Here is a 20,616-nt window from a genome sequence, read left to right as displayed (position 1 = left end):
ACGTCCTCCCGAGTCAGCCGCTCGGCCCGCCCCTTGTGGCAGGCCGAACGGGCAGCCTATCCGGTCGCCACCACAGCCTTTGCCCGCAGCGGCAGTTCGCGCGAGGACCGGCCCGCGAACACCTCGCGCCGGCCCGTTCCCACGACCCACGCGTCCCGCTCCGGGTCCCAGGACGACAGCGTGCGCGCGTCGATGTCCAGGACGATCCGCTGCGCCTGCCCGGGGGCGAGGGTCAGGCGCCGGTAGCCGGCCAGCGCCCGCACCGGCTGGTCCAGTTTCAGGTCCGGGGACGGGCCGACGTAGACCTGCGCGACCTCGGTGCCCTTGCGGCGTCCGGTGTTGCGGACGGTGAACTCCACGCGCAGCCCGCCGTGCTTCCCGTGCGCGCCGCCCGGCCGCACCGTCAGCTTCTCGTACTCCCAGGTCGTGTAGGAGAGCCCGTGCCCGAAGGCGAACAGCGGCGCCGCCCGCTGCGCGTCGTACCAGCGGTGGCCCACGTGGACGCCCTCGGAGTACTCCTGCCGGCCGCCCACCCCCGGGTAGCGCACCATGTCGCCGCCGACCGCGGTCACGCGCTCGTCGGCCGGGAAGGTCTGGGTGAGGCGGCCGCCCGGATCCACGTCGCCGAAGAGCACGTCCGCGGTGGCGGCCGCGCCCTCCTGCCCCGGGTAGTACATCTGGAGGACCGCCGCGGTCCGTGGGAGCCAGGGCATCGTCGTACTGGAGGAGGTGTTGAGCACCACCGTGGTACGCGGGTTGGCGGCGGCGACCGCCTCGATCAGCGCGGCCTGGCCGCCCGGGAGCCCCAGCGAGGTGCGGTCGGTGCCCTCGGTGGCGTCCTCGTAGGCGAAGAGCACCACGCTGCGGGCCGCCTTGGCCGCCTTGACGGCCTCGGCGAGGTCGGCGGTCCGGGTCGCCTTGGTGGTGTGCCGCAGCCGCAGCCGCTGCCCCTTCGGCCCACCCTCGGCGGTGACGGCGAGCCGGTGTTCGCCAGCCTTGAGCGCCAGGGTGCGGCGGCGCACGGTGAGGCCGTCGGGCGCGGCGCCGAGCAGTCCGCCGGCGAACTGCTCGGCCACGCCCTGCCGTACGGGGAAGAGTTCCTCCCCGTCGAGGCGGACGGCCGGCCGCTGCCCGGTGTAGTGGACGAGCAGGGTCCATTCGTCGTCGGCGGCCAGCCGGAAGGTCCCCTCGAAGCTCCAGGTGCTCCCGGGGGCCACCGCCCGGTCGTCGAGGCCGGTGGCGGGTGTCAGCAGTTTCGCCGGCAGTGGGCGCCCGTAGATGTCCTCGCCGAGCGCGTAGGCCACCGTGGAGCCGCTGCCGGCCCGCCGCCGGATCTCCTCGAGCGGGGCGGCGGCCGCGTCCGGAATCACGTGGGCCCTGCCGCCGCCGCTGACGAAGGGAGTCCGCCCGGTGGGGCCGATCACGGCGATGGAGCGGGCGGCGGGCCCCGTCAGCGGCAGGGCGGCACGCTCGTTGCGCAGCAGGACCGCTCCGGCGGCGGCGACCTGCCGGGCGGTGCGGGCCCCGGCGGCGGCGTCCCGGGCGGGCCGGGCGGCGGGGTGCCCGCCGAGCAGTCCGAAGCGGTCCATGGTGGTCAGGATCCGGCGTACCGCGAGGTCCACGGTGCTCTCGGGGACGGAGCCGCCGCGCACCGCCTCCCGTAGCGGGGCGCCGTAGTGGGTGCCCGCGGGCATCTCCATGTCGAGGCCGGCACCGATCGAGGCGACGGTGCTGTGGGTGGCTTCCCAGTCCGACATCACCCAGCCGTCGAACCCCCAGCGCCCGCGGAGCAGTTCGTCCAGGAGCGGGCGGCTCTCGCAGGCGTAGACCCCGTTGACCTTGTTGTAGGCACCCATGACGGCGCCGGCCCCGGCGGCCACGGCGGCTTCGAAGCCCCGTAGCTCGGTCTCGTGGAGGGTCCGTTCGGCGGCGATCACGTCGACGGTGTCGCGGCCCTTCTCCTGGTTGTTGAGCGCGAAGTGCTTGACGGTGGCGATGAGGCCCTCGTCCTGGATGCCCCGGACGACCTCGGCCACCAGATCGGCCGTCAGCTTCGGATCCTCCGAGAACGTCTCGAAGTTCCGCCCGGCGTAGGGGGTGCGGATGAGGTTGGCCATCGGCGAGAGGAGGACGTCGACGCCGAGCGCGCGGCCCTCGCGGCCGATGACCCGGCCGTACTCGCGGGCGAGCCCCGGGTCGAAGGCGCAGGCGAGCAGGACCGGCGCGGGCAGCGCGGTGGCGGGCTTGGCGACGCGGACGCCCGCCGGGCCGTCGGCGAGGCGGAGCGCCGGGATGCCGAGGCGCGCGATGCCCGGTACGTAGCCGGCCTGGCCGAGCGGGTCCGGGTCCGGGCCGCCGTGCAGCAGGACGGTCTTCTCCTCCAGGGTGAGCCGTTCCAGCAGGGCGTCGACCCGGGCGGCGCCGACGGGTCCGGCGGCCGCCTTACGGGGCTCCGTGCCGGGCGGCCTGCCCGGCGGCGGCGCCGGTACGCAGCCGGCCGCGCCGAGCACGACACCCACCGCCCCGAGGAGGCGCAGCGCACGGCGTCTGGACACGGCCTCGCTCATGGGGGCTCCCTGCGGCGTGGGCATCGGCGTCAGGTGGCGGGAGCGGCCCGCGCCGGACCGCTCCCGCCGCCCAACTGTGCGCCGACCGCCGCACGGGCCCCGCTCAGGCGCGCCACCGCGACGCCGAGGTTCAGCCCTGCGGCGGCGGCCCGGCGCTCAGCCCTGCGGCGGCTGCTGCCCGAGGTCGGCCTCGCGCCGGGGCTCGTCCTGGAGCTGGACACGCGCCTCGGTGCGGTGGCCGCGCGCGATGTAGTCCCGCACGACGGCCTCCACCGCGTCCTGGGGCGACCCGACCCCGGCGAGGACCATCACCTCCACCACGAGCTCGGCGTCGAGGCTGATATCGATCTTGGCTCGGCTTGCCACGGGACCCCCTCCATCAGTCGTGGGAGGGACTCTAGTGTGATGCGCCCACAACGAAACGCCCTGTCCGGACCCTCCGCCGGCATCGCGGCGGAACGTTCTCAGGCGTTGGGACGCAGTGTCCAGACGACGGTCATCTCACCGGTCACGGCCTCGTCCTCGCGCTGGATGGCAATGGTGACGGGGAACTCGGGGCGGCCGCCCGCGTCGAGTTCGGCGACGATCTCGGCGGCCGGGCGGCCGAGGGTGGCGATGGCCGTGACGACGCCCTTGGCGAGCTTCTTGTAGCCGATCTCCGCCTTCACGGCGAGGGGCACGGCTCGCGAGAGCTGGTCGCCGAAGGCGGCCAGGACGATCGCGCCGCTCGCGGACTCGGCGAGGGTGAACATGGCGCCGGCGTGCGGGCCACCGAGGTGGTTGTGGAAGTCGGGCTGGTCCGGGAGCCGGACGACCGCGCGCTCGGGAGTGGTCTCCAGGAACTGGAGGTTCAGGGTCTTGGCCATCGGCACGGTCGCGGCGAGCAGTTCGCCCACGTTCATCTGTTCAGCGCTCATGGAACGCTATGTTACCCACGAGTAGGCAGCATTGGCCAGACCTGTACGGGGGCGGCCGTGGCTCCGCGCGCCCGCTCCCACTATCGTTACCGGCCATGTGGCCAGGACAGCAGCAGCCGCCCGGGGGCGAACAGAACCCCCAGGACGCGCATCAGAACCCGTACCAGCAGCAGCCGGGAACGCCGAACCCGTACCAGCAGCAGCAGCCGGCGGCGTACGGGGAGCAGCAGCCCGGCTACGGGTACCCCCAGCAGCCGCCCGCCCCCCAGGCGTGGGGCCAGCAGCCCCCGACCGTGCCCGTACCCCAGTGGGGCGGCACTCCGCCGCCCCCGCCGCCGCGTGGCGGGAGCCCGTTCTCGACCAGGACCGTGGCCATCGTCGCGGCCTCGGCCGTCGTCGTGGCGGCCGCCGCCACCGGCGCGTTCGTCATGACCCGGGACGACAAGGCCGGCAACGAGGCGGACGGCAAGCCGAGCTCCTCCCCCTCCGCCCCGGCCTCCTCGGGTGCGGCCTCCTCCGGCGCGTCCGCTTCGGCGAGCCCGGGCGCCAACCCGCGCGGTGGCGCCGACGCCAAGCCGGTGATCCCGGGCTGGAAGGTCGTCGTCAACCCGAAGTACGGCTCCGCCTTCGACGTCCCGGCGGACTGGGACGTCCAGTCCTCGGGCCTGTCCATCGGCTTCGAGGACCACGTCAAGAACGACGGCACGGCCCTCGTCATGATGAACGCACCCGCCATCCTCAAGGAGGACTGGTGCAAGGTCGACTCCGACAAGGACGGCAAGGAGGAGTCGACCGAACTGGCGGGCACCGGCACCAAGGGCGGCATGGGCGCCAAGGACACCGCCGAGGCCGCTCGCAACGAGGCCGGCAACTGGGCCTTCTCCGCGTACGCGCAGAAGGCGCCGAAGGGCACCACCAAGGTGTCCGAGGCCAAGGAGTACACGACCTCCTCCGGGCTCAAGGGGCACATGGCGACCGCGACCGTCAGTAACCTGCCCAAGGAGAACAAGTGCTCCACGGACGGCAAGTCCATGACCTTCAGCTTCACGAACGCCAAGGGTGACCTCTCCACCTGGGTCTTCTACGGCGTCGCGGGCGTCCCGGGCGAGGCGTCCAAGGAGACCCTCGAGAAGATCCTGAGCAGCGTCCGCCTCAACGCGGGCTGATCTGTCGCACGATGCGCCCGGGCCGGATATTCGTTTGGATCGCCGGCCCGGGACCGGGATAGTCCGGGGGTGAGCTCACCTCCTTCCCTCTCCCCCGATGCCGCCCGTATGTCCTCCTCGCGCCGCAGGCCGGAGTGGGCGGGCCGCAACTACACCCTGCTGACGGGTGCCGCGGTCATCACGAACCTCGGGAGCCACGGAGCGCTCATCGCGACCACGTTCGCGGTCCTCCAGGCCGGCGGCTCCGTCGGCGATGTCGGCCTCGTGGCCGCCGCCCGTACGCTGCCGCTCGTCCTCTTCCTCCTCATCGGCGGAGCGATCGCCGACCGGATACCCCGCCACCACGTCATGGTCGCGGCCAACGCCCTGAACTGCGTCTCGCAGGCCGTCTTCGCCGTCCTGGTCCTGACCGGCCACCCTCAGCTGTGGCAGATGATGCTGCTCACCGCGCTGTGCGGCACGGGTACGGCCTTCTTCAATCCGGCCGCCGAGGGCATGCTGCTGGCCAGCGTCTCCGGCAAGCAGGCCAACCGTGCCTTCGCCGTCTTCCGGATGGCGATGAACGGCGCCGGCGTCGGCGGAGCCGCCCTCGGCGGAGCCATGGTCGCCTTCCTGGGCCCCGGCTGGGTACTCGCCGCGGACGCGGCCGCCTTCGCGGCCGCCGGAGCCCTACGGGCCTTCCTCGATGTCGGCCACATCGCCGACCGCGCTCCCGGCGGCGGCCTGTGGGCCGATCTGCGCGACGGCTGGGTGGAGTTCAGGAGCCGGCCCTGGCTGTGGAGCATCGTGCTCCAGTTCTCCGTCGTCGTGGCCGTGGTCGGCGCCGCCGAAGCGGTCTACGGGCCCCTGGTCGCCCTGGAGCAACTGGGCGGGGCGGCTCCGTGGGGCCTGGCCCTGGCCTTCTTCGGCCTCGGCACCATCGGCGGGGCCGTCCTGATGATGCTCTGGAAGCCGCGCCGCCTGCTGCTGGTCGGCACCCTGTGCGTGTTCCCGCTGGCGCTCCCCGCGGCGGGGCTGGCGGTGCCACTGCCGGTGTGGGCACTGTGCGCGGTGATGTTCGTGAGCGGCACGGCCATCGAGGTGTTCGGCGTGAGCTGGATGACGACGATGCACCAGGAGATCCCGGAGGAGAAGTTCTCCCGCGTCTCGGCCTACGACTGGTTCGGCTCGGTGTCGATGCTCCCGCTGGCCACGGCGGTGGCCGGCCCGGTCGAGTCCATGATCGGCCGCACCTCGGCCCTATGGGGCTGCGCGGGCCTGGTGATCGTGGTGACGGCGGCCGTCCTTCTGGTCCCGGACGTCCGACACATGACCCGCAAGACCTCCCCGACGGCCAAACCGGTCCCCGTCCCCGTCTAGTGCTGTGGCCGGGAAGGTTTGCCGGGTCGCGGTGTCCGGCGCGGTGCATCGCAAGGCGGAGGACCGAGGCCCGTACTGGACGTACTTGCCCGGTCCGACAACGCGGGGGGCACCTCCCAGCGGTAGCTGGGGGAGAAGTGCCGTGCCGGGCGCCGCGACACGGTGAACCTTTCCGGTCACCGCACTAGGCCGTCTCTTTCGGATCTTGCCGACGACCCCGGCCCGCACGGCGGCGCGTTCCCTCAGCCGAGGCTGAACGCCCCCGCCGGCGGCTCGGGCGAGGCCACCGCATCGGCGTCGGACACCGGCAGAGCCCCGCGCATCAGCCGGGCGAGAGCCGGCCCCGCCTCCACCCGCGCGGGGAACGCGTCACCCGCGCACGCCCGCGAAAGCTCCGCCACGGGCAGCTCCCGCTCCGATGCCAGGAGCACCGCGTTCCCGAACCGGCGTCCCCGCAGCACCCCCGGCTCCGCGATCAGCGCCAGCTCCCCGAACACCGAACCGAAGTTCGCCAGCTGCCCCCGGAGGAACGCGAACGGCGCCCCGTCGGCGAGGTTCGCCACGTACACCCCGCCGGGCCTCAACACCCGCGCCACCTCCCGGGCGTACTCCACCGAGCTCAGCGAAGCCGGCACCCGGGAGCCGCCGAAGACGTCCCCCACCACCACGTCCGCGCTCGCGTCCGGCGCCGCGGCCAGCCAGGCCCGCGCATCGGCGACGTGCACCGTGATCCCGCTCCCGGCCGCCACCGGCAGGAACTCCCCGACCAGCTCGACGAGCCCGGCGTCGAACTCGACCACGTCCTGCCTCGACCCCGGCCGGCCCGCCGCCGCGTACCTGGGTAGCGTCAACGCGCCACCGCCCAGGTGCAGCAGGTCCACCGCGGCCCCCGGCCCGGCCACGCAGTCCAGTACGTGCGCGAGGCGGCGTACGTACTCGAACTCCAGGTGCTCCGGGTCGTCGAGGTCCACGTACGACTGCGGCGCCCCGTCCACGGTGAGCAGCCAGGCCCGCTCCCGGTCGATGTCCGGCATCAGTTTGGCGGTGCCCTGGGCCACGTTCCGGATCACCGGGATCTGTTCGTCACTCACCGGACCATTGTCAGGCCCCGGGACCCGCCCAGACCTCGCGCGCCTGCGCCACGTGCTCCGCGGACTGCTCCAGCCCCGCCCGCGCGGCGGGATCTCGGCGCGCGGGGTCCAGTACGTTGCGCCCGAAGACCTTACGGGCCTGCGGCGACGGGGTGATCAGCAGCACCTTCGCCCCGGCCTCGCGCAGTCGCGCGGCCTGCGCCGCGGGCGAGGGGATCAGCCCGGCGCCCATGGTCACGGGCGCGAGGATCACCACGCGCGCGTAGCCGGAGGCGAGGTCGGCGTTGGTCGCGGAGCGGATCCCGCCGTCGATGAACCGCCGCCCCCCGACCGTCACGGGCGGCCACACCCCGGGGACGGCGCAGCTCGCCGAGACGGCGTCGACCAGCCCGGCCCCGCTCCCGCGCTCGAAGGCGGCGAGTTCACCGGTCAGCGCGTCCACCGCCGCGACGACGAGGCGCCGCTCGGGCCAGTCGCGCGACACCAGCCGGGATTCCAGCACCTTGCGGCGCTCCTCCTCCGGCTCCGTGTCGGCGGCGAGCGCGAGCGCGCCGACCCTGCGACGGTAGGCCTTCGCGTCGCGGGAGCGCACCATCGCGACGGCGTACCGCCCGATCAGGGAAGCCCCCAGCTTCACGGGGATCTCCCCGCCGGGGTCGCCGAGCTGGCGCTCGTACAGCTCCTGCGGGGTGAGCAGTCCGGAGGTGAGCTGCGCGCCGACGACGGAGCCGGCCGAGGTCCCGACGACGAGGTCGGCGCAGGTCAGATCGACGCCCGCGCGGGCGAGCCCGTACAGCATCCCGGCCTCCCAGCCGACGCCGGTCAGCCCGCCTCCGCCGAGCACCAACGCCGTGCCCTTGCCTTCCCCGCCGCCTTCTCCGCTGCCGCCGTCCATGGACCGCTCCCTCCCCGCATGCCAGTGGTGACGGCAGTCTGGCGCAAGCCGACCACCGCCACCACAGCGGGCACCAACCGGGCACCACCCCGGCACCGCCCGGTCACTCCACAGTCGCTACCCGACCTCTATCACCGTCCCCGCCCCGACGGTGCGCCCGCCCTCGCGGATCGCGAAGCCGAGCCCGCTCTCCAGCGGGACGTCCCGCCCGAGCTCCACGGTCATGGTGACCGTGTCCCCCGGCCGGGCCGCGCCCGCCTCGCCCAGGTCCACGTTGCCCACCACGTCGGCGGTGCGGATGTAGAACTGGGGCCGGTAGCCGGTCGACACCGGTGTGGTGCGGCCGCCCTCGCGGGCGGACAGCACGTACACCCGCGCCGTGAAGCGGCGCCTCGGTACGACGCTGCCGGGCGCGGCCACCACGTCACCGCGGCGCACCGCGTCGCGGGGCACCCCGCGCAGCAGCAGCGCGACGTTGTCCCCGGCCTCGGCGGACTCCATCGGCTTCCCGAAGGTCTCCAGCCCCGTGACCACCGACTCCGCGGGGGTCCCGTCGCCGCCGAGCAGCGCGACGCGGTCGCCCATGCGGACGGTGCCCCGCTCGACGGCGCCGGTGACGACGGTCCCGCGCCCGGTGATGGTGAGGACGTTCTCCACCGGCATCAGGAACGGCGCGTCCGTGTACCGCACGGGCATCGGCACGTACGTGTCCACGGCGTCGAGCAGGGCCTCGATCGCCGAGGTCCAGCGCGGGTCGCCGTCCAGCGCCCCGAGCCCGGAGACGCGTACGACCGGGGCGGTGTCCCCGCCGTAGCCGTTCGCGGTGAGCAGCTCCCGGACCTCGAGCTCGACCAGGTCGGTGAGCTCGGGGTCCCCGGCGTCGGCCTTGTTCAGCGCGACCACGATGTGGTCGACGCCGACCTGCCGGGCGAGCAGCACGTGCTCGGCGGTCTGGGGCATGACCCCGTCGAGGGCGGAGACGACGAGGATCGCCCCGTCGAGCTGGGCAGCGCCGGTGACCATGTTCTTGACGTAGTCGGCGTGGCCGGGCATGTCCACGTGCGCGTAGTGCCGGGTGTCGGTCTCGTACTCGACGTGCGTGAGGTTGATGGTGATGCCGCGCCGGGCCTCCTCGGGGGCCCGGTCGATCCGGTCGAACGGCACGAAGGAGGCGCCGCCGCGCGCGGCGAGGACCTTGGTGATGGCGGCGGTCAGTGTCGTCTTCCCGTGGTCGACGTGACCCATGGTGCCGATGTTGAGGTGCGGCTTGGTGCGCACGAAGGCCGTCTTGGCCATGATGTCTTCCCGTGTGATCCGAAGCTGGAACTACGGGACCCCTTGAGCGGACCGACCCTCCCCCTGCGGGGTCCGCCGGACGATCCGGGAAGGGTCAGCTTCGTGCGCCGCCGAATGCGGTTGCGCCTGCTGCGGGTTCTGCGAGGACGGCAGCCTTCGGCGCGTCCGCGACTGCGGACGGCGCTGCGGGGAAGGCGTACCGGGACATGTGCCAGATCCTGCCGGAGCGGCCCCGGCGGGGCCACTGAATTACCCGGCACCGATGTTCTTCAGCGCCTCGCGCACCGACAGCGGGGACAGCGACTCCCGCTCCGCGGCGACGAAGGCGCGTACGGCGCCGGGGTCCGTCTTCGCGTACTCGCGCAGGCACCAGCCGATGGCCTTGCGGATGAAGAAGTCGGGGTGGGCGCTCTGGCGGCGGCAGTACGCGAAGAGCCGGCCGCTGTCGGTCGCGGACTTGTAGCGGAGCTGGTGGAGCAGGGCGGTACGGGCCACCCACAGGTTCTCGTCACCGATCCACTCGTCCATGACGGCGGCGAGCGCCGGGTCCGCCGCCACGAGCGGCCCGACCGTGTGCGCGGCGAGCAAGTCGACGGTGTCCCACCAGGGGACGGTGACGATCAGACGGCGGACGACGGGCAGGAAGCCGGAGGAGCAGCGGGAGACGTGCCGGCGCAAGTAGTCGACGGCGAAGTACTGGTACTCACGCTCCGGCAGCTCCCAGCAGCGCAGCGCGAGCGCCGTGCAGTCCGCTTCGGACGGTTTCGGGGTGTCCTTGGTCACGGCCCTCGACAGCTCGCGGCGCAGTGGCGTGGGGATCCCGAGGAAGGGCGCGACGTCCTTCATGTAGGCGGCCATGTGCGCGGCCCGCTCCACGTCGGCCGCGGCGCCGTAGGACTCCGTGAGCCGGGCCTCCAACAGCGCGGCGAGGCCGCTGCGCGGCTCCCGCGGACGCCGCCGGTCGTTCGACTGCATGAGTCCCAGATTACGGCGCCCGTACGGGGTGGTCGGTTAGTCTCCCGGAATGTCCCTCCTCCTCGCGCCGTGGACGCGGCTCTCGCTGCTCGTCGTGCTGCTCCTCGCGGCCGGCGTCTGCGTCGTGCTGTTCGAGCCCCAGCGGCTGCTCTCGGAGGGCTGGCCCCCGGGGCTTCCGGTGGGCACTGCCGTCCTGCTCTTCGCCGCGGCGTACGGGGTGTGCACGGCCGCCCTGGTGCCGCGACCCCTGCTGAACCTGGCCTCCGGGGCCCTCTTCGGCTCCCAGTTCGGCCTGGTCGCCGCGGTAGCCGGCTCCGTCGTCGGCGCGGGGATCTCCTTCGGCCTCGGCCGGATGATGGGCCGCGATGCCTTGCGTCCGCTGATCCGCGGCCGGTGGCTGCAGGCGGCCGACGACCAGCTGGCCCGGCACGGTTTCCGCTCGATGCTGGCGGTCCGGATCTTCCCCGGTCTGCCCTTCGCGGTGGCCAACTACGCCGCCGCGCTGTCCCGCTGCGGCTGGCTCCCCTTCCTCCTCGCCACCGCGATCGGCGTGGTCCCGAACACCGCCGCGTACGTGATCGCGGGGGCCAGCGCCTCCTCCCCGTCCTCCCCCGCGTTCCTCGCCTCGTTCGGCTTCATCGCGCTCTCCGCGGTGGGGGCGGCGGTCGTGGCGTGGCGGGGGCGGCACCGGCTGGCGCCCGTACGCAGGCCCGAGCGGCCCGCCGCTGTACGGGAACTGACGCCCGTACACCCCCCTGTGGTCACGGCCGCGCCCCACGGGCCCTAGCATCGGACGCGAACTGCCCGACGATCACAAGGACGAGCGCACCCCGACATGAGCTGGTTCGAATCCCTAATCCTCGGTCTCGTCCAGGGGCTTACGGAGTTCCTCCCGATCTCCTCCAGCGCCCATCTGCGGCTGACCGCGGCGTTCGCCGGCTGGCACGATCCGGGAGCGGCCTTCACCGCCATCACGCAGATCGGCACCGAGGCCGCCGTACTGATCTATTTCCGCAAGGACATCGCGCGGATCATCTCCACCTGGTTCCGCTCGCTGTACACGAAGGCCCTGCGCTCCGAGCAGGACGCCAAGATGGGCTGGCTGGTGATCGTCGGCTCGATTCCGATCGGCGTCCTCGGCCTCGCCTTCAAGGACCAGATCGAGGGCCCGTTCCGCGATCTGCGGCTGATCGCCACCACCCTCATCGTGATGGGCATCGTGCTCGGCGTCGCCGACCGGCTGGCCGCACGCGACGAGGAGGGCGGCCGGCACCGCGCCATCCGTGAGCGCAAGACCCTGAAGGAACTGGGCGTCAAGGACGGTCTCGTCTTCGGTCTCTGCCAGGCGATGGCGCTGATCCCGGGCGTGTCCCGGTCGGGTGCCACGCTCTCCGGCGGTCTGCTGCTGGGCTTCACCCGCGAGGCCGCGGCCCGCTACTCCTTCCTCCTCGCCATCCCGGCCGTGCTGGCCTCCGGCCTGTTCGAGATCAAGGACGTGATGGAGGATCCCGGCCACATCTCGTGGGGTCCGACGATCTTCGCGACGGTCATCGCCTTCCTCGTCGGCTACGTGGTCATCGCCTGGTTCATGAAGTTCATCTCCAGCAAGAGCTTCATGCCCTTCGTGATCTACCGGGTCCTGCTCGGCATCCTGCTGTTCGTCCTGATCGGCATGGGTGTCCTCAGCCCCCACGCCGGCGAGTCGGCCGGCTAGGCCGGCGCCGCTCACCGCTTCGCGTGAATCGAAGGCCGTTCGGGAACGTTCCCGGGCAGCCTTCGCGTCGTTGTGCAGGGAGAGACCTGAAGGCGAGTAGCAGGGGGTGTCCCATGGGTCGAGTGGTGCTGGAACGGTTTCCGGCCGGAAGTCCGAGGGGGAGCTGGCCGGCCGAGGAGTACGCGGCGCAGCGGATGCGTGAGGGAGTGGCCGCGGAGGTGGTGATGGATCTGGCCACCGACGCGTACCTCGTCGTGGTCCGGCCCCGGGAGGCGCGATCCGGTCACTGATCGCGGGCCGGGGCATCCGCCCCGCGCACGCCCCTTGGCCTCGACGCCCCGCGCCCCCACACTGACCCGATGACACAGCGTGTTGACCTTGCGGGCGTGATGGACCGACTGGCGATCGACGAGCTGGTCACGGGGTACGCCATCGCCGTGGACGACGGCGACTGGGACGCGTACCGCGCACTGTTCGCTCCGGGCGGTCGGGCCGACTACGGCTCGGCCGGCGGGATCGAGGGCCCGGCCGGGGAGGTCGCGGACTGGCTCGCGGAGACGATGAAGCTGTTCCCGGTGCGCCAGCACCTCATCGTCAACCGGCTGATCCGGATCGAGGACCTGGGCGGCTCCGCGGGTGACACGGCGGAGGTCCGGGCGGACTTCCTCAATCCCATGCGGCTGGACACCGCGGAACCGGACGGCGCCGTCGCCCCCGTCACCGCGCCGAACTTCGTCGCGGCGGGCCGCTACACCTTCGCCCTGGCCCGTACCGCCCGCTCCGGCTGGCGCTTCTCCCGGGTCACCGTCCACGAGAAGTGGCGGCACATGTCGTTCTGATGGTCGGACCGGCAGGGCTGTTCCACACTGGAAGCGGAGGCCCCTCATGGTGCTGACGGTCTCGAAGCGGGCCCCGTGGTGGCGTGCGGTGGCGGCGGTCACGGCGGGGGCGCTGCCCTGCCTCGCCTTCCCCGCCCCCGCGTGGTGGTGGTTCGCCTACGTCGCCCTCGTGCCCTGGATCCTGCTGCTGAGGTCGGCGCCCTCCGGCCGGCGCGCGGCCCTGGAGGGCTGGCTCGGCGGCGCCGGCTTCGTCTTCGCCGTCCACCACTGGCTGCTGCCCAGCCTGCACGTGTTCCTCTTCGCCCTGGCGGCGCTGCTGGGCCTGCTCTGGATCCCCTGGGCGCTGCTGGTGCGGGAGTTGCTCGGCGGGGCGCCCATCGGGGGCCGGGCGGGGGCCGCGCTGGTCCTCGTACCGGCGGGCTGGCTGCTGTCGGAGCTGGCCCGGTCCTGGCAGGGGCTGGGCGGGCCGTGGGGGTTGCTCGGGGCCAGTCAGTGGCAGGTGGCGCCCGCCCTGCGGCTGGCTTCGGTGGGCGGGGTCTGGCTGGTCGGCCTGCTGGTCGTGGCGGTCAACTGCGCGCTGGTCCTGCTGATCACGGCGCCGGGGGCGCGGACGGCGGCACTGGCCGGGGTGATGGGCTGCGCGGTGCTGACGGGCGCGGTGTGGCTGTGGGTGCCCCGCCCGGAGGTCTCGGGCGTGCTGCGCGTGGCCGTCGTACAGCCGGGCCCGGTCGCGGACGGCCCGGACAGTGCGGAGCGGCGGTTCGCCCTCGGGGAGCAGCTGACCGGGACCCTGGCCGGGCAGCGGCTGGATCTGGTCGTATGGGGGGAGAGCAGCGTCGGCGAGGACCTCACGGCCCGCCCGGACCTGGCCCGGCGGCTCGCCGCGCTGTCGGCCCGGGTGGGGGCTCCGCTGCTGGTCAACGTGGACGCGCGGGCCGCCGACCGGCCGGGGATCCGCAAATCGGCGGTGCTCGTCGGTCCCGGGGGCCCGACCGGCGACCGGTACGACAAGATGCGCCTGGTCCCCTTCGGGGAGTACGTGCCGGCCCGCGGGCTGCTGGGCTGGGCCACCTCGGTCGGCAAGGCGGCGGACGAGAACCGGGTCCCTGGCGACGCACCGGTCCTGATGGACCTGCCCGGCCGGGCGGACGTCCGCCTCGGCCCGCTGGTCTGCTTCGAGTCGGCGTTCCCCGACATGAGCCGGCGCCTGGTCCGCGACGGCGCCGCCCTGCTGATCGACCAGTCGGCCACGTCCAGCTTCCAGGACGGCTGGGCCCCGGCCCAGCACGCCTCGCTGTCCGCGCTGCGGGCGGCGGAGACCGGCCGGCCCGAGGTGCACGCCGCACTGACCGGCATCAGCGAGGTGCACGGCCCGTCCGGCGAGCGGATCGGGTCCGCACTGTCGACGTCGGCGCGGACGGCGCGGGTGTACGAGGTTCCGCTCGCCCGGGGCACGACGCTCTACGTCCGCTTCGGGGACTGGCCGGTGGGCGGGGCGCTGGCCGCCCTGGCCGCGTACGGCGCGCTCCGCGGCGCCCGCTCCGTACGGCGCGGGCGGCCCCTCGGGGCATTGGCCGGGGACCCGGGCGAGGCGCCCCTCGGGGATTCGCTCAGGACTGCTGCTCCAGAGCCGAGCGCACCACCCGCTCGCACAGTTCGTGGGTCAGCAGCGCGTCGCGGGCGCTGAGGGTCGTGCCTGCGGCGACGCCCTCCAGGAAGGCGTCGACGACCTGCTCGATGCCGCGCTGGCGGGCCACCGACACCCAGTCCCCGCGCCGCCGGACCGTGGGCTGGCCCTTGTGGTCGATGACCTCCGCGAGGTTGACGACCTGGCGCTTGGTGTCCTGCCCGGAGACCTCCAGCACCTCTTCCGTGGAACCGGAGAGCCGGTTCATGATGCCGAGCGCGGTGAAGCCCGTACCGGATAGCTGGAGCACCACCTGGCTCATCAGGCCGTCCCGCACCACGGCCCGTACGTCGACCTGGTCGGCCTCGCCGGGCAGCAGGAAGCGCAGCGTGTCGACGACGTGGATGAAATCGTCGAGCACGAAGGTCCGTACGTCCTCGGGCAGGCCGACCCGGTTCTTCTGCATGACGATCAGGTCGCGCGCGTGGTCGGCGCACTGCGCGTAGCCGGGCGCGTGGCGGCGGTTGAAGCCGACGGCGAGGGAGACCCCGCGTTCCTCTGCCAGTTCGACCAGGCGCCGCGATTCCGCGAGCTCGTAGGCGATCGGCTTGTCGACGTAGGTGGGCACGCCCGCTTCCAGCAGCCGTTCCACGATCTCGGGGTGGACCGCGGTCGGTGCGTGCACGAACGCCGCGTCGAGCTTCTGCGCGAGCAGCGAGTCCAGGTCGGTGTGCAGGCGTTCGGCCGGGACGCGGTGGTGGGCGCCGACCCGCTCGAGGGTGGCCGGAGTCCGGGTCTGCAAGTGCAGTTCGAGCCCCGGGCGCGTGGTCAGGACGGGCAGGTACGCCTTCTGCGCGATATCGCCGAGTCCGATACAGCCGACCTTCACCGGGACCTCCAGGTATGTTCCTTGTGGGAGTACGCAGCCTAATCGCTGGTGACCGCGGGCGTGTTCGAGCAGGATGGTGCCATGACCATCAGCACCGGATCCCACCGCACCGAACCCTCCACCACGGCCGACGAGCGCGAGATGCTCGACGGCTGGCTCGACTACCACCGCTCCACTCTGGCCTGGAAGTGCGAGGGGCTCAGCGACGCGCAGTTGCGCACCATCCCGCTGCTGCCCTCCGAACTGAGCCTGCTGGGGCTGGTGCGCCACATGGCGGAGGTGGAGCGGTACTGGTTCCGGGAGATCATGCTGGACGAGGACCTGCCCGAACTCTTCTGCACTGGCGAGGACCCGGACGGGGACTTCCACTTCGCCGACAAGGACACCTGGGCCGAGGCCGAGCAGGTGTGGCAGACCGAGGTCGAGCTGGCCCGGCAGGCTGCGGCCGGCCAGCCCCTGGACCTCACCTCGAAGGCGGAGAGCCACCGCCGGGGCGAGGTGTTCAGCCTGCGCTGGGTCTACACCCACATGATCGAGGAGTACGCGCGCCACAACGGCCACGCGGACCTGCTGCGGGAGCACCTCGACGGCGCCACGGGCGAGTAGCCGTCACCCGTGCGGGGTGAATATCGGCTCCGGGTTTTCGCAACAGGGTGCTCGCACAGCAGAGTTGCGCGAGTGCATCCAACCCGAACCACGACAAAGCTGCTGCTCGGCGTCGCCTGTGCGGTCTCGGCCGTCTCCGGCTGCGTGAACGTGACCCCGGCCCCCGTACAGCCGGGGGCCGCTCCCGGCACCCCGGGGGCGCCGCCCCGGCACGAGCCCCGCGGCGGGCCGGGGGCCGCGCCGGTGGTCGTCCGGGCGCCCGCCCTGGAGGCGCTGGAGGCGGTGGAAGCGGTGCCGGGACAACCGGCCGGGCCGGCCCCCTCCGTATCCGGCCGGGCCTCGGTCCCGCGGGCCGGAGTCCCGGCAGTGAAGGCCGCCGGGGACGGCCGGCCCGGGTCCCGTGGCGGCCCGCGGACCGCTCCCCCGGTGCCGGACATCCCCGAGCCCCGGCATCCCGGCGGGCACCGGGAGCACGGCGACGGGCGTCCCGGCGGGCAGCATCCCGGCCGGCCCCGCTCCGAGGGCGCCGAGGTGCCGCGCGAGCTGGTGCGGGAACTGCCGGTGCGGCCGGCCGACGTGTGCGCGCTGGGCCGCCGGCACGGGCGGTGGCACCCGGACAGCCCGGAGGCCCGTATCTGTGCGGGCGTACAGGGCGGCTGACGGCCCGGCCCTTTGCGGTCCCGGACAGTGGCCGGCGTCGGCCGTACTACTGGTTCTGTCCCGGGAACGGCGTACGGGGCGCCTCCCTCGGTTCCGCCGCGAGCCGCCGCTCCAGTCGGGCGATGGCGGCCCGTACGCCGTTCCCGTACCCGTCGTCGCCCAGTGCCCCGGTGGCGGCGCGGGCCCGCGCCAGGTGGATCCGGGCCGTATCGGGGCGCCGTAGCTTCACGTAGTCGGTGGCCAGGCTCAGGTGCAGCGACGGGTAGAAGACCCGGACGGCCGGCGGTGGACCGGGTCCGTCGGCGTCGGCGGCCTTCAGGGCGCGCAGGTCCCAGGCCAGCTCCTCGGCGGGGTCGTCCTGCGCGTCGGCCAGGTAGTGCGCGAGCGTGCAGCGGTGCAGGGAGTCGCCCTCCGTGCCGAGCTCGGACCAGATCTCGCCGAGCCGGTTGCGGGCCTCCTCGCGGTCGCCGGCGTGCAGCAGGATGACCGCTTGGCCGATCCTGGTCATGACGGCGTCTTCCGACGCCTCCTGCTGCTCCGTCAACGCGGCCTCCGGCTTGCTCCTGCCAGACCTGCTCCGGTCTGATCATCAAGACGCTAGCCGGAGGCACCGGCATTGCCGCCTAGGCGCGGTCGGGCATCAGCCCAGGTCCGGGATCCGCCAGTCGATCGGCTCATGGCCCTGGGCCGCGACGGCCTCGTTGATCTGCGTGAAGGGCCGGGAGCCGAAGAACTTCTTGGCCGACAGCGGGGAGGGGTGGGCGCCCTTGACGACCGCGTGCCGCTCCTCGTCGATCAGCGGGAGCTTCTTCTGCGCGTACGCCCCCCAGAGGACGAAGACGGCCGGGTCGGGGCGCTCGGACACCGCGCGGATCACCGCGTCGGTGAACTTCTCCCAGCCCTTGGCCTTGTGCGAGTTGGGCTCGGCCTCGCGGACGGTGAGCACCGCGTTCAGCAGCAGAACGCCCTGCTCGGCCCACGGCATCAGATAGCCGTTGTCCGGGATGGGGGTGCCGAGCTCGGCCTGCATCTCCTTGTAGATGTTGCGCAGCGAGGGCGGGGTCCGCACGCCGGGCTGCACGGAGAAGCACAGCCCGTGGCCCTGGCCCGCGCCGTGGTACGGGTCCTGGCCGAGGACCAGCACCTTCACCTGGTCGAACGCCGTGGCCTCCAGGGCCGCGAAGACCTGCTCGCGGGGCGGGTAGACCGGCCCGTTGGCCCGTTCCTTCTCGACGAACTCGGTGAGTTCTTTGAAGTAGGGCTGGTCCAGTTCCCCGCCGAGGACGGGGAGCCAGGACTCGGGCAGCATCTGGGTCACGGCGACAACCTCCGGTACACGTTGTTCGAGACTTCACGTCTGCGCGTTCTCCGCGCTCGCGCAACTGCTTCGCGCGACTGATCAAGAACCTACCGGGGGCCACTGACAACGCCGCGCCCGCCTGCCCCGCCCGGAGCGGGCGGGGCAGGCGGGCGGACAGGCGGACCAGCGGACGGGGCTGCTACCAGCTGGTCTTGCGGTAGAGCTCCCACACCTGCATGACGGTCTGCGGGTCGAGCGCCCGCTCGGCGCCTCCGACGTCTTCACGGGCGGCGACGTACAGCTTGCCCTGCCACAGCGGCAGCAGCCGGACGTCGCTGGCGAAGATCTGCTGGGCCTTCTCGAACTCGTGGATGCCGGCCGACCGGTCGCTCTCGCGGCGGGACTTGGGCAGGAGGACGCTCAGGATCTCGGTGGCCTCGTACGGGGTACCGACCGCGTTTTCCTTGCCGACGAAGGGCGCGATGAAGTTGTCCGGGTCCGGGAAGTCGGGGAACCAGCCGCGGCCGAAGACCGGGTATTCGCCCTTCTTGTAGCCCTCCTGGAAGGACTTCCAGGGCTGCCCGCGCAGGGTGATCCGGAAGAGCCCGCTCTCGTCCAGCTGGCGCTTGAGCTCGGTGAACTCGTCCGCGGTGGAGGCGCCGTAGCGGTCGGTGGTGTACCAGAAGGTCAGGTCGACCGGCGTGGGGACCCCGGCTTCCCGCAGGATCTTCTTGGCCTTGGACACGTCCGGCTGGCCGTACATGTCGTAGAACGGCGTCTTGTGGCCGACGACCCCCTTGGGGACCATCGAGTAGAGCGGCTCGGCGGTGCCCTGGTAGACCTGCGAGACGAGCGTGCCGCGGTCGATGATCTGCGCGATCGCCTGGCGCACCTCGGCCTTGGCGACCTGCGGGTCCTTGGGGTTGAAGATCAGGTAGCGAATCTCCGAGCCGACGTTCTCGACGACCCGGACACCCGCGTCGTGCGATGCGGGGGCCTGCAGGTCCTTGACCTCTTCGGCGGAGAGGCCTCGGTAGGTCGCGTCGATCTCCTTGCCCTTGAGGGCGGCGATCATCTTCTTGGAGTCCGCGAAGTAGCGGATGGTGACGCCCTCGTTGCGGCGGTCGGCGAACCCGTTGTAGGTGTCGCTGCGGTTCAGGACCGCCTCGCCGCCCTCTTTGTAGGACTCCAGGGTGTACGGGCCGGAGCCGGTGACCTTGTCGCCCTCGCGCAGCTTGTCGGCCGGGTACTGCTTCGGCGAGACCAGCGAGGCGGCCGGGGAGCCGAGCACGAAGGGGAAGGTGGCGTCCGGGGTGTTCAGGTGGAACACCACCGTGTGCGCGTCCGGCGTCTCGATCTTGTCCAGGCTGCCGAAGAGGGCCTTGGGGCCGGACTGGGCGTTGATGGCCTTGATCCGGTCCAGGGAGTGCTTGACGGCCTTGGCGTCCAGCGACTCGCCGTCGGAGAACTTCAGGCCCTTCCGCAGGACACAGCGGTAGGACTCGTTCCCGGAATCGGTGAACTCGCAGCTCTGAGCGGCGTCCGGCTGGGGCTTGGTGGCACCCGTGGGGAACGCCAGCAGCGTCTGGTAGACGTTCCGGTAAAGCTCCCAGGAGCCGTCCCAGGCCGCAGCTGGATCGAGGGTCGTGGGTGCGCTCGTCGTTCCGACGACAATCCGCTGTGCTCCATCGCCGCCGCCGTCCGAGAACAAGCTGCATCCGGAGAGCAGGGATATGGACGCCAGGGCCGCAGTGATCTGCAGGCATCTGGTCCGGTTGAACACGTGCACGCTCCTCGATCAGCCAGGGGTGCGGCAGACCCTACCGCAGTGCATCACGAATCCAATGGGTAGGTTTCGTGCGGCACTTGACCGATTACGTGCCTATTAGGTACGCATTTGCCTCCCCTTGGAAGGCAAATGCGTCCGATTATCGGTTAATGTACTCCGGCATTGAGGAACATTCCTCCGTCAACGACGAGAGTTTGCCCCGTGATCCATTCCGCTTGTGCAGATGTAAGGAACGCGGCAGCACCCCCGATGTCCTCCGGGACCCCGAGCCGCCCCAGCGGGTAGGCCGCCGCCGCCTCCTGTTCGCGGCCCTCGTAGAGCGCCTGCGCGAACTTCGTCTTCACCACCGCGGGCGCGATCGCGTTGACCCGGACCCCCGGCGCCATCTCGTGGGCGAGCTGGAGGGTCAGGTTGACCATGGCGGCCTTGCTCATCCCGTACGCCCCGATGAAGGGCGAGGCGGAGACACCGGCGATCGAGGCGATGTTGACGATCGCGCCGCCGTTCTCCTTCTGCCAGGCGTGCCAGGTCCGCTGGGCGAAGCCGAGCGCCGAGATCACGTTGGTCTCGAAGACCTTGCGGGCGACCCCCAGGTCCAGGTCCGCGATCGGACCGAAGACCGGATTGGTCCCCGCGTTGTTGATCAGGAAGTCGACGCGGCCGAAGGCCTCCATCGTGCGCTCCACGGCCACGGCCTGGTGGGCCTCGTCGTGCGCCTTGCCCGCGACCGCGATCACCCGGTCCGCACCGAGCCGCTCGACGGCCTCCTTGAGGGCCTCCTCGTTCCGTCCGGTGATGCAGAGCCGGTCGCCGCGCGCCACCAGAGCCTCGGCGATGCCGTAGCCGATGCCCCGGCTCGCCCCGGTGATCAACGCGACCTTGCCGCTGTCCGTTCCGTCGTACGTCATAGCGTGCGCCTGCCTCTC

At 72.5% G+C, this 20,616-nt stretch carries 21 protein-coding genes; 9 read left to right on the top strand and 12 right to left on the bottom strand.

The window, feature by feature from the left end; genetic code table 11:
• Positions 1-56 precede the first annotated feature (56 nt).
• The 3 genes from OTB20_RS08080 to OTB20_RS08070 all read right to left on the bottom strand — a co-directional run bounded on the left by OTB20_RS08080 (position 57) and on the right by OTB20_RS08070 (position 3,484).
• Entirely contained in the window at positions 57-2,567 is a 2,511-nt protein-coding gene (locus OTB20_RS08080; RefSeq protein ID WP_267815917.1) for a beta-glucosidase family protein, read from the bottom strand.
• A gap of 156 nt (positions 2,568-2,723) precedes the next feature.
• Positions 2,724-2,876: a DUF2191 domain-containing protein gene (locus tag OTB20_RS08075; RefSeq protein WP_267760088.1), complete on the bottom strand. Its 153-nt coding sequence runs from the start codon at positions 2,874-2,876 to the stop codon at positions 2,724-2,726.
• Positions 2,877-3,031: 155 nt separating this feature from the next.
• The gene (locus tag OTB20_RS08070) at positions 3,032-3,484 is read right to left on the bottom strand and encodes a DUF4442 domain-containing protein (protein ID WP_267815915.1); all 453 of its coding nucleotides are present in this window, start codon (positions 3,482-3,484) and stop codon (positions 3,032-3,034) included.
• A gap of 95 nt (positions 3,485-3,579) precedes the next feature.
• On the opposite strand from OTB20_RS08070, the gene OTB20_RS08065 reads away from it, so the two are divergent.
• Both OTB20_RS08065 and OTB20_RS08060 read left to right on the top strand, forming a co-directional pair.
• Positions 3,580-4,650, top strand: coding sequence for a hypothetical protein (locus tag OTB20_RS08065; protein WP_267815914.1), 1,071 nt, complete (start codon positions 3,580-3,582; stop codon positions 4,648-4,650).
• A 108-nt stretch (positions 4,651-4,758) separates the two neighbouring features.
• Complete coding sequence (locus OTB20_RS08060) at positions 4,759-6,009, top strand: MFS transporter (RefSeq protein ID WP_267816311.1); 1,251 nt, start codon at positions 4,759-4,761, stop codon at positions 6,007-6,009.
• A 242-nt stretch (positions 6,010-6,251) separates the two neighbouring features.
• Here OTB20_RS08060 and OTB20_RS08055 read toward each other — a convergent pair whose 3' ends face one another.
• The 4 genes from OTB20_RS08055 to OTB20_RS08040 form a co-directional block, all read right to left on the bottom strand.
• Positions 6,252-7,043: a spermidine synthase gene (locus OTB20_RS08055; RefSeq protein ID WP_267816310.1), complete on the bottom strand. Its 792-nt coding sequence runs from the start codon at positions 7,041-7,043 to the stop codon at positions 6,252-6,254.
• 67 nt (positions 7,044-7,110) lie between these two features.
• Positions 7,111-7,995, bottom strand: a complete 885-nt coding sequence (locus OTB20_RS08050) for a patatin-like phospholipase family protein (RefSeq protein ID WP_267815912.1) — start codon at positions 7,993-7,995, stop codon at positions 7,111-7,113.
• Between the two features lie 117 nt (positions 7,996-8,112).
• The gene (gene tuf, locus OTB20_RS08045; protein WP_267815910.1) at positions 8,113-9,291 is read right to left on the bottom strand and encodes an elongation factor Tu; all 1,179 of its coding nucleotides are present in this window, start codon (positions 9,289-9,291) and stop codon (positions 8,113-8,115) included.
• A 249-nt stretch (positions 9,292-9,540) separates the two neighbouring features.
• Positions 9,541-10,266, bottom strand: a complete 726-nt coding sequence (locus tag OTB20_RS08040) for a DNA alkylation repair protein (protein ID WP_267815908.1) — start codon at positions 10,264-10,266, stop codon at positions 9,541-9,543.
• A 49-nt stretch (positions 10,267-10,315) separates the two neighbouring features.
• Here OTB20_RS08040 and OTB20_RS08035 point away from each other — a divergent pair, with 49 nt between their 5' ends.
• The 5 genes from OTB20_RS08035 (at position 10,316) to lnt (ending at position 14,506) form a co-directional block, all read left to right on the top strand.
• A complete protein-coding gene (locus tag OTB20_RS08035; protein WP_267815906.1) occupies positions 10,316-11,053 on the top strand; it encodes a TVP38/TMEM64 family protein in 738 nt (245 codons plus the stop codon).
• Between the two features lie 48 nt (positions 11,054-11,101).
• Positions 11,102-11,980: an undecaprenyl-diphosphate phosphatase gene (locus OTB20_RS08030; protein WP_267815904.1), complete on the top strand. Its 879-nt coding sequence runs from the start codon at positions 11,102-11,104 to the stop codon at positions 11,978-11,980.
• Between the two features lie 113 nt (positions 11,981-12,093).
• Positions 12,094-12,270 (top strand): hypothetical protein, encoded by a 177-nt coding sequence (locus OTB20_RS08025; RefSeq protein ID WP_267761304.1) that lies wholly within the window; start codon positions 12,094-12,096, stop codon positions 12,268-12,270.
• A gap of 69 nt (positions 12,271-12,339) precedes the next feature.
• The gene (locus OTB20_RS08020; RefSeq protein WP_267815903.1) at positions 12,340-12,819 is read left to right on the top strand and encodes a nuclear transport factor 2 family protein; all 480 of its coding nucleotides are present in this window, start codon (positions 12,340-12,342) and stop codon (positions 12,817-12,819) included.
• 46 nt (positions 12,820-12,865) lie between these two features.
• A complete protein-coding gene (gene lnt, locus OTB20_RS08015) occupies positions 12,866-14,506 on the top strand; it encodes an apolipoprotein N-acyltransferase (RefSeq protein WP_267815902.1) in 1,641 nt (546 codons plus the stop codon).
• Here the strand turns inward: lnt and OTB20_RS08010 are convergent.
• Entirely contained in the window at positions 14,430-15,335 is a 906-nt protein-coding gene (locus tag OTB20_RS08010) for a Gfo/Idh/MocA family protein (RefSeq protein WP_267761299.1), read from the bottom strand. The genes lnt and OTB20_RS08010 overlap by 77 nt on opposite strands.
• An 81-nt stretch (positions 15,336-15,416) precedes the next feature.
• Here OTB20_RS08010 and OTB20_RS08005 point away from each other — a divergent pair, with 81 nt between their 5' ends.
• Together OTB20_RS08005 and OTB20_RS08000 are read left to right on the top strand one after the other, a co-directional pair.
• A complete protein-coding gene (locus tag OTB20_RS08005; protein ID WP_267815900.1) occupies positions 15,417-15,941 on the top strand; it encodes a DinB family protein in 525 nt (174 codons plus the stop codon).
• A 72-nt stretch (positions 15,942-16,013) separates the two neighbouring features.
• Positions 16,014-16,601: a hypothetical protein gene (locus OTB20_RS08000; protein WP_267815899.1), complete on the top strand. Its 588-nt coding sequence runs from the start codon at positions 16,014-16,016 to the stop codon at positions 16,599-16,601.
• A 46-nt stretch (positions 16,602-16,647) separates the two neighbouring features.
• Here the strand turns inward: OTB20_RS08000 and OTB20_RS07995 are convergent, their stop codons facing one another.
• From OTB20_RS07995 to OTB20_RS07980, 4 genes are all read right to left on the bottom strand, one after another.
• Positions 16,648-17,145, bottom strand: a complete 498-nt coding sequence (locus OTB20_RS07995) for a hypothetical protein (protein WP_267815898.1) — start codon at positions 17,143-17,145, stop codon at positions 16,648-16,650.
• Positions 17,146-17,241: 96 nt separating this feature from the next.
• Positions 17,242-17,910: a uracil-DNA glycosylase gene (locus tag OTB20_RS07990; protein WP_267816309.1), complete on the bottom strand. Its 669-nt coding sequence runs from the start codon at positions 17,908-17,910 to the stop codon at positions 17,242-17,244.
• A gap of 190 nt (positions 17,911-18,100) precedes the next feature.
• Positions 18,101-19,684, bottom strand: a complete 1,584-nt coding sequence (locus OTB20_RS07985) for an ABC transporter substrate-binding protein (RefSeq protein ID WP_267815896.1) — start codon at positions 19,682-19,684, stop codon at positions 18,101-18,103.
• Positions 19,685-19,836: 152 nt separating this feature from the next.
• Entirely contained in the window at positions 19,837-20,598 is a 762-nt protein-coding gene (locus tag OTB20_RS07980) for an SDR family oxidoreductase (RefSeq protein WP_267815894.1), read from the bottom strand.
• Positions 20,599-20,616: the final 18 nt, after the last annotated feature.

The organism is Streptomyces sp. H27-H1, assembly GCF_026627445.1.
Taxonomy (GTDB): domain Bacteria; phylum Actinomycetota; class Actinomycetes; order Streptomycetales; family Streptomycetaceae; genus Streptomyces.
The sequence above is the reverse complement of the archived record's forward strand: the minus strand, read 5'-3'. Positions and strand labels throughout refer to the sequence as shown.

What these genes read in the sequence shown, in the direction of transcription:
- OTB20_RS08080 (WP_267815917.1), bottom strand. Translation starts at nt 2,567, where the DNA reads ATGAGCGAGGCCGTGTCCAGACGCCGTGCGCTGCGCCTCCTCGGGGCG.
- OTB20_RS08075 (WP_267760088.1), bottom strand. Translation starts at nt 2,876, where the DNA reads ATGGTCCTCGCCGGGGTCGGGTCGCCCCAGGACGCGGTGGAGGCCGTC.
- OTB20_RS08070 (WP_267815915.1), bottom strand. Translation starts at nt 3,484, where the DNA reads ATGAGCGCTGAACAGATGAACGTGGGCGAACTGCTCGCCGCGACCGTG.
- OTB20_RS08065 (WP_267815914.1), top strand. Translation starts at nt 3,580, where the DNA reads ATGTGGCCAGGACAGCAGCAGCCGCCCGGGGGCGAACAGAACCCCCAG.
- OTB20_RS08060 (WP_267816311.1), top strand. Translation starts at nt 4,759, where the DNA reads ATGTCCTCCTCGCGCCGCAGGCCGGAGTGGGCGGGCCGCAACTACACC.
- OTB20_RS08055 (WP_267816310.1), bottom strand. Translation starts at nt 7,043, where the DNA reads ATGCCGGACATCGACCGGGAGCGGGCCTGGCTGCTCACCGTGGACGGG.
- OTB20_RS08050 (WP_267815912.1), bottom strand. Translation starts at nt 7,995, where the DNA reads ATGGACGGCGGCAGCGGAGAAGGCGGCGGGGAAGGCAAGGGCACGGCG.
- tuf (WP_267815910.1), bottom strand. Translation starts at nt 9,291, where the DNA reads ATGGCCAAGACGGCCTTCGTGCGCACCAAGCCGCACCTCAACATCGGC.
- OTB20_RS08040 (WP_267815908.1), bottom strand. Translation starts at nt 10,266, where the DNA reads ATGCAGTCGAACGACCGGCGGCGTCCGCGGGAGCCGCGCAGCGGCCTC.
- OTB20_RS08035 (WP_267815906.1), top strand. Translation starts at nt 10,316, where the DNA reads ATGTCCCTCCTCCTCGCGCCGTGGACGCGGCTCTCGCTGCTCGTCGTG.
- OTB20_RS08030 (WP_267815904.1), top strand. Translation starts at nt 11,102, where the DNA reads ATGAGCTGGTTCGAATCCCTAATCCTCGGTCTCGTCCAGGGGCTTACG.
- OTB20_RS08025 (WP_267761304.1), top strand. Translation starts at nt 12,094, where the DNA reads ATGGGTCGAGTGGTGCTGGAACGGTTTCCGGCCGGAAGTCCGAGGGGG.
- OTB20_RS08020 (WP_267815903.1), top strand. Translation starts at nt 12,340, where the DNA reads ATGACACAGCGTGTTGACCTTGCGGGCGTGATGGACCGACTGGCGATC.
- lnt (WP_267815902.1), top strand. Translation starts at nt 12,866, where the DNA reads ATGGTGCTGACGGTCTCGAAGCGGGCCCCGTGGTGGCGTGCGGTGGCG.
- OTB20_RS08005 (WP_267815900.1), top strand. Translation starts at nt 15,417, where the DNA reads ATGACCATCAGCACCGGATCCCACCGCACCGAACCCTCCACCACGGCC.
- OTB20_RS07990 (WP_267816309.1), bottom strand. Translation starts at nt 17,910, where the DNA reads ATGCTGCCCGAGTCCTGGCTCCCCGTCCTCGGCGGGGAACTGGACCAG.
- OTB20_RS07980 (WP_267815894.1), bottom strand. Translation starts at nt 20,598, where the DNA reads ATGACGTACGACGGAACGGACAGCGGCAAGGTCGCGTTGATCACCGGG.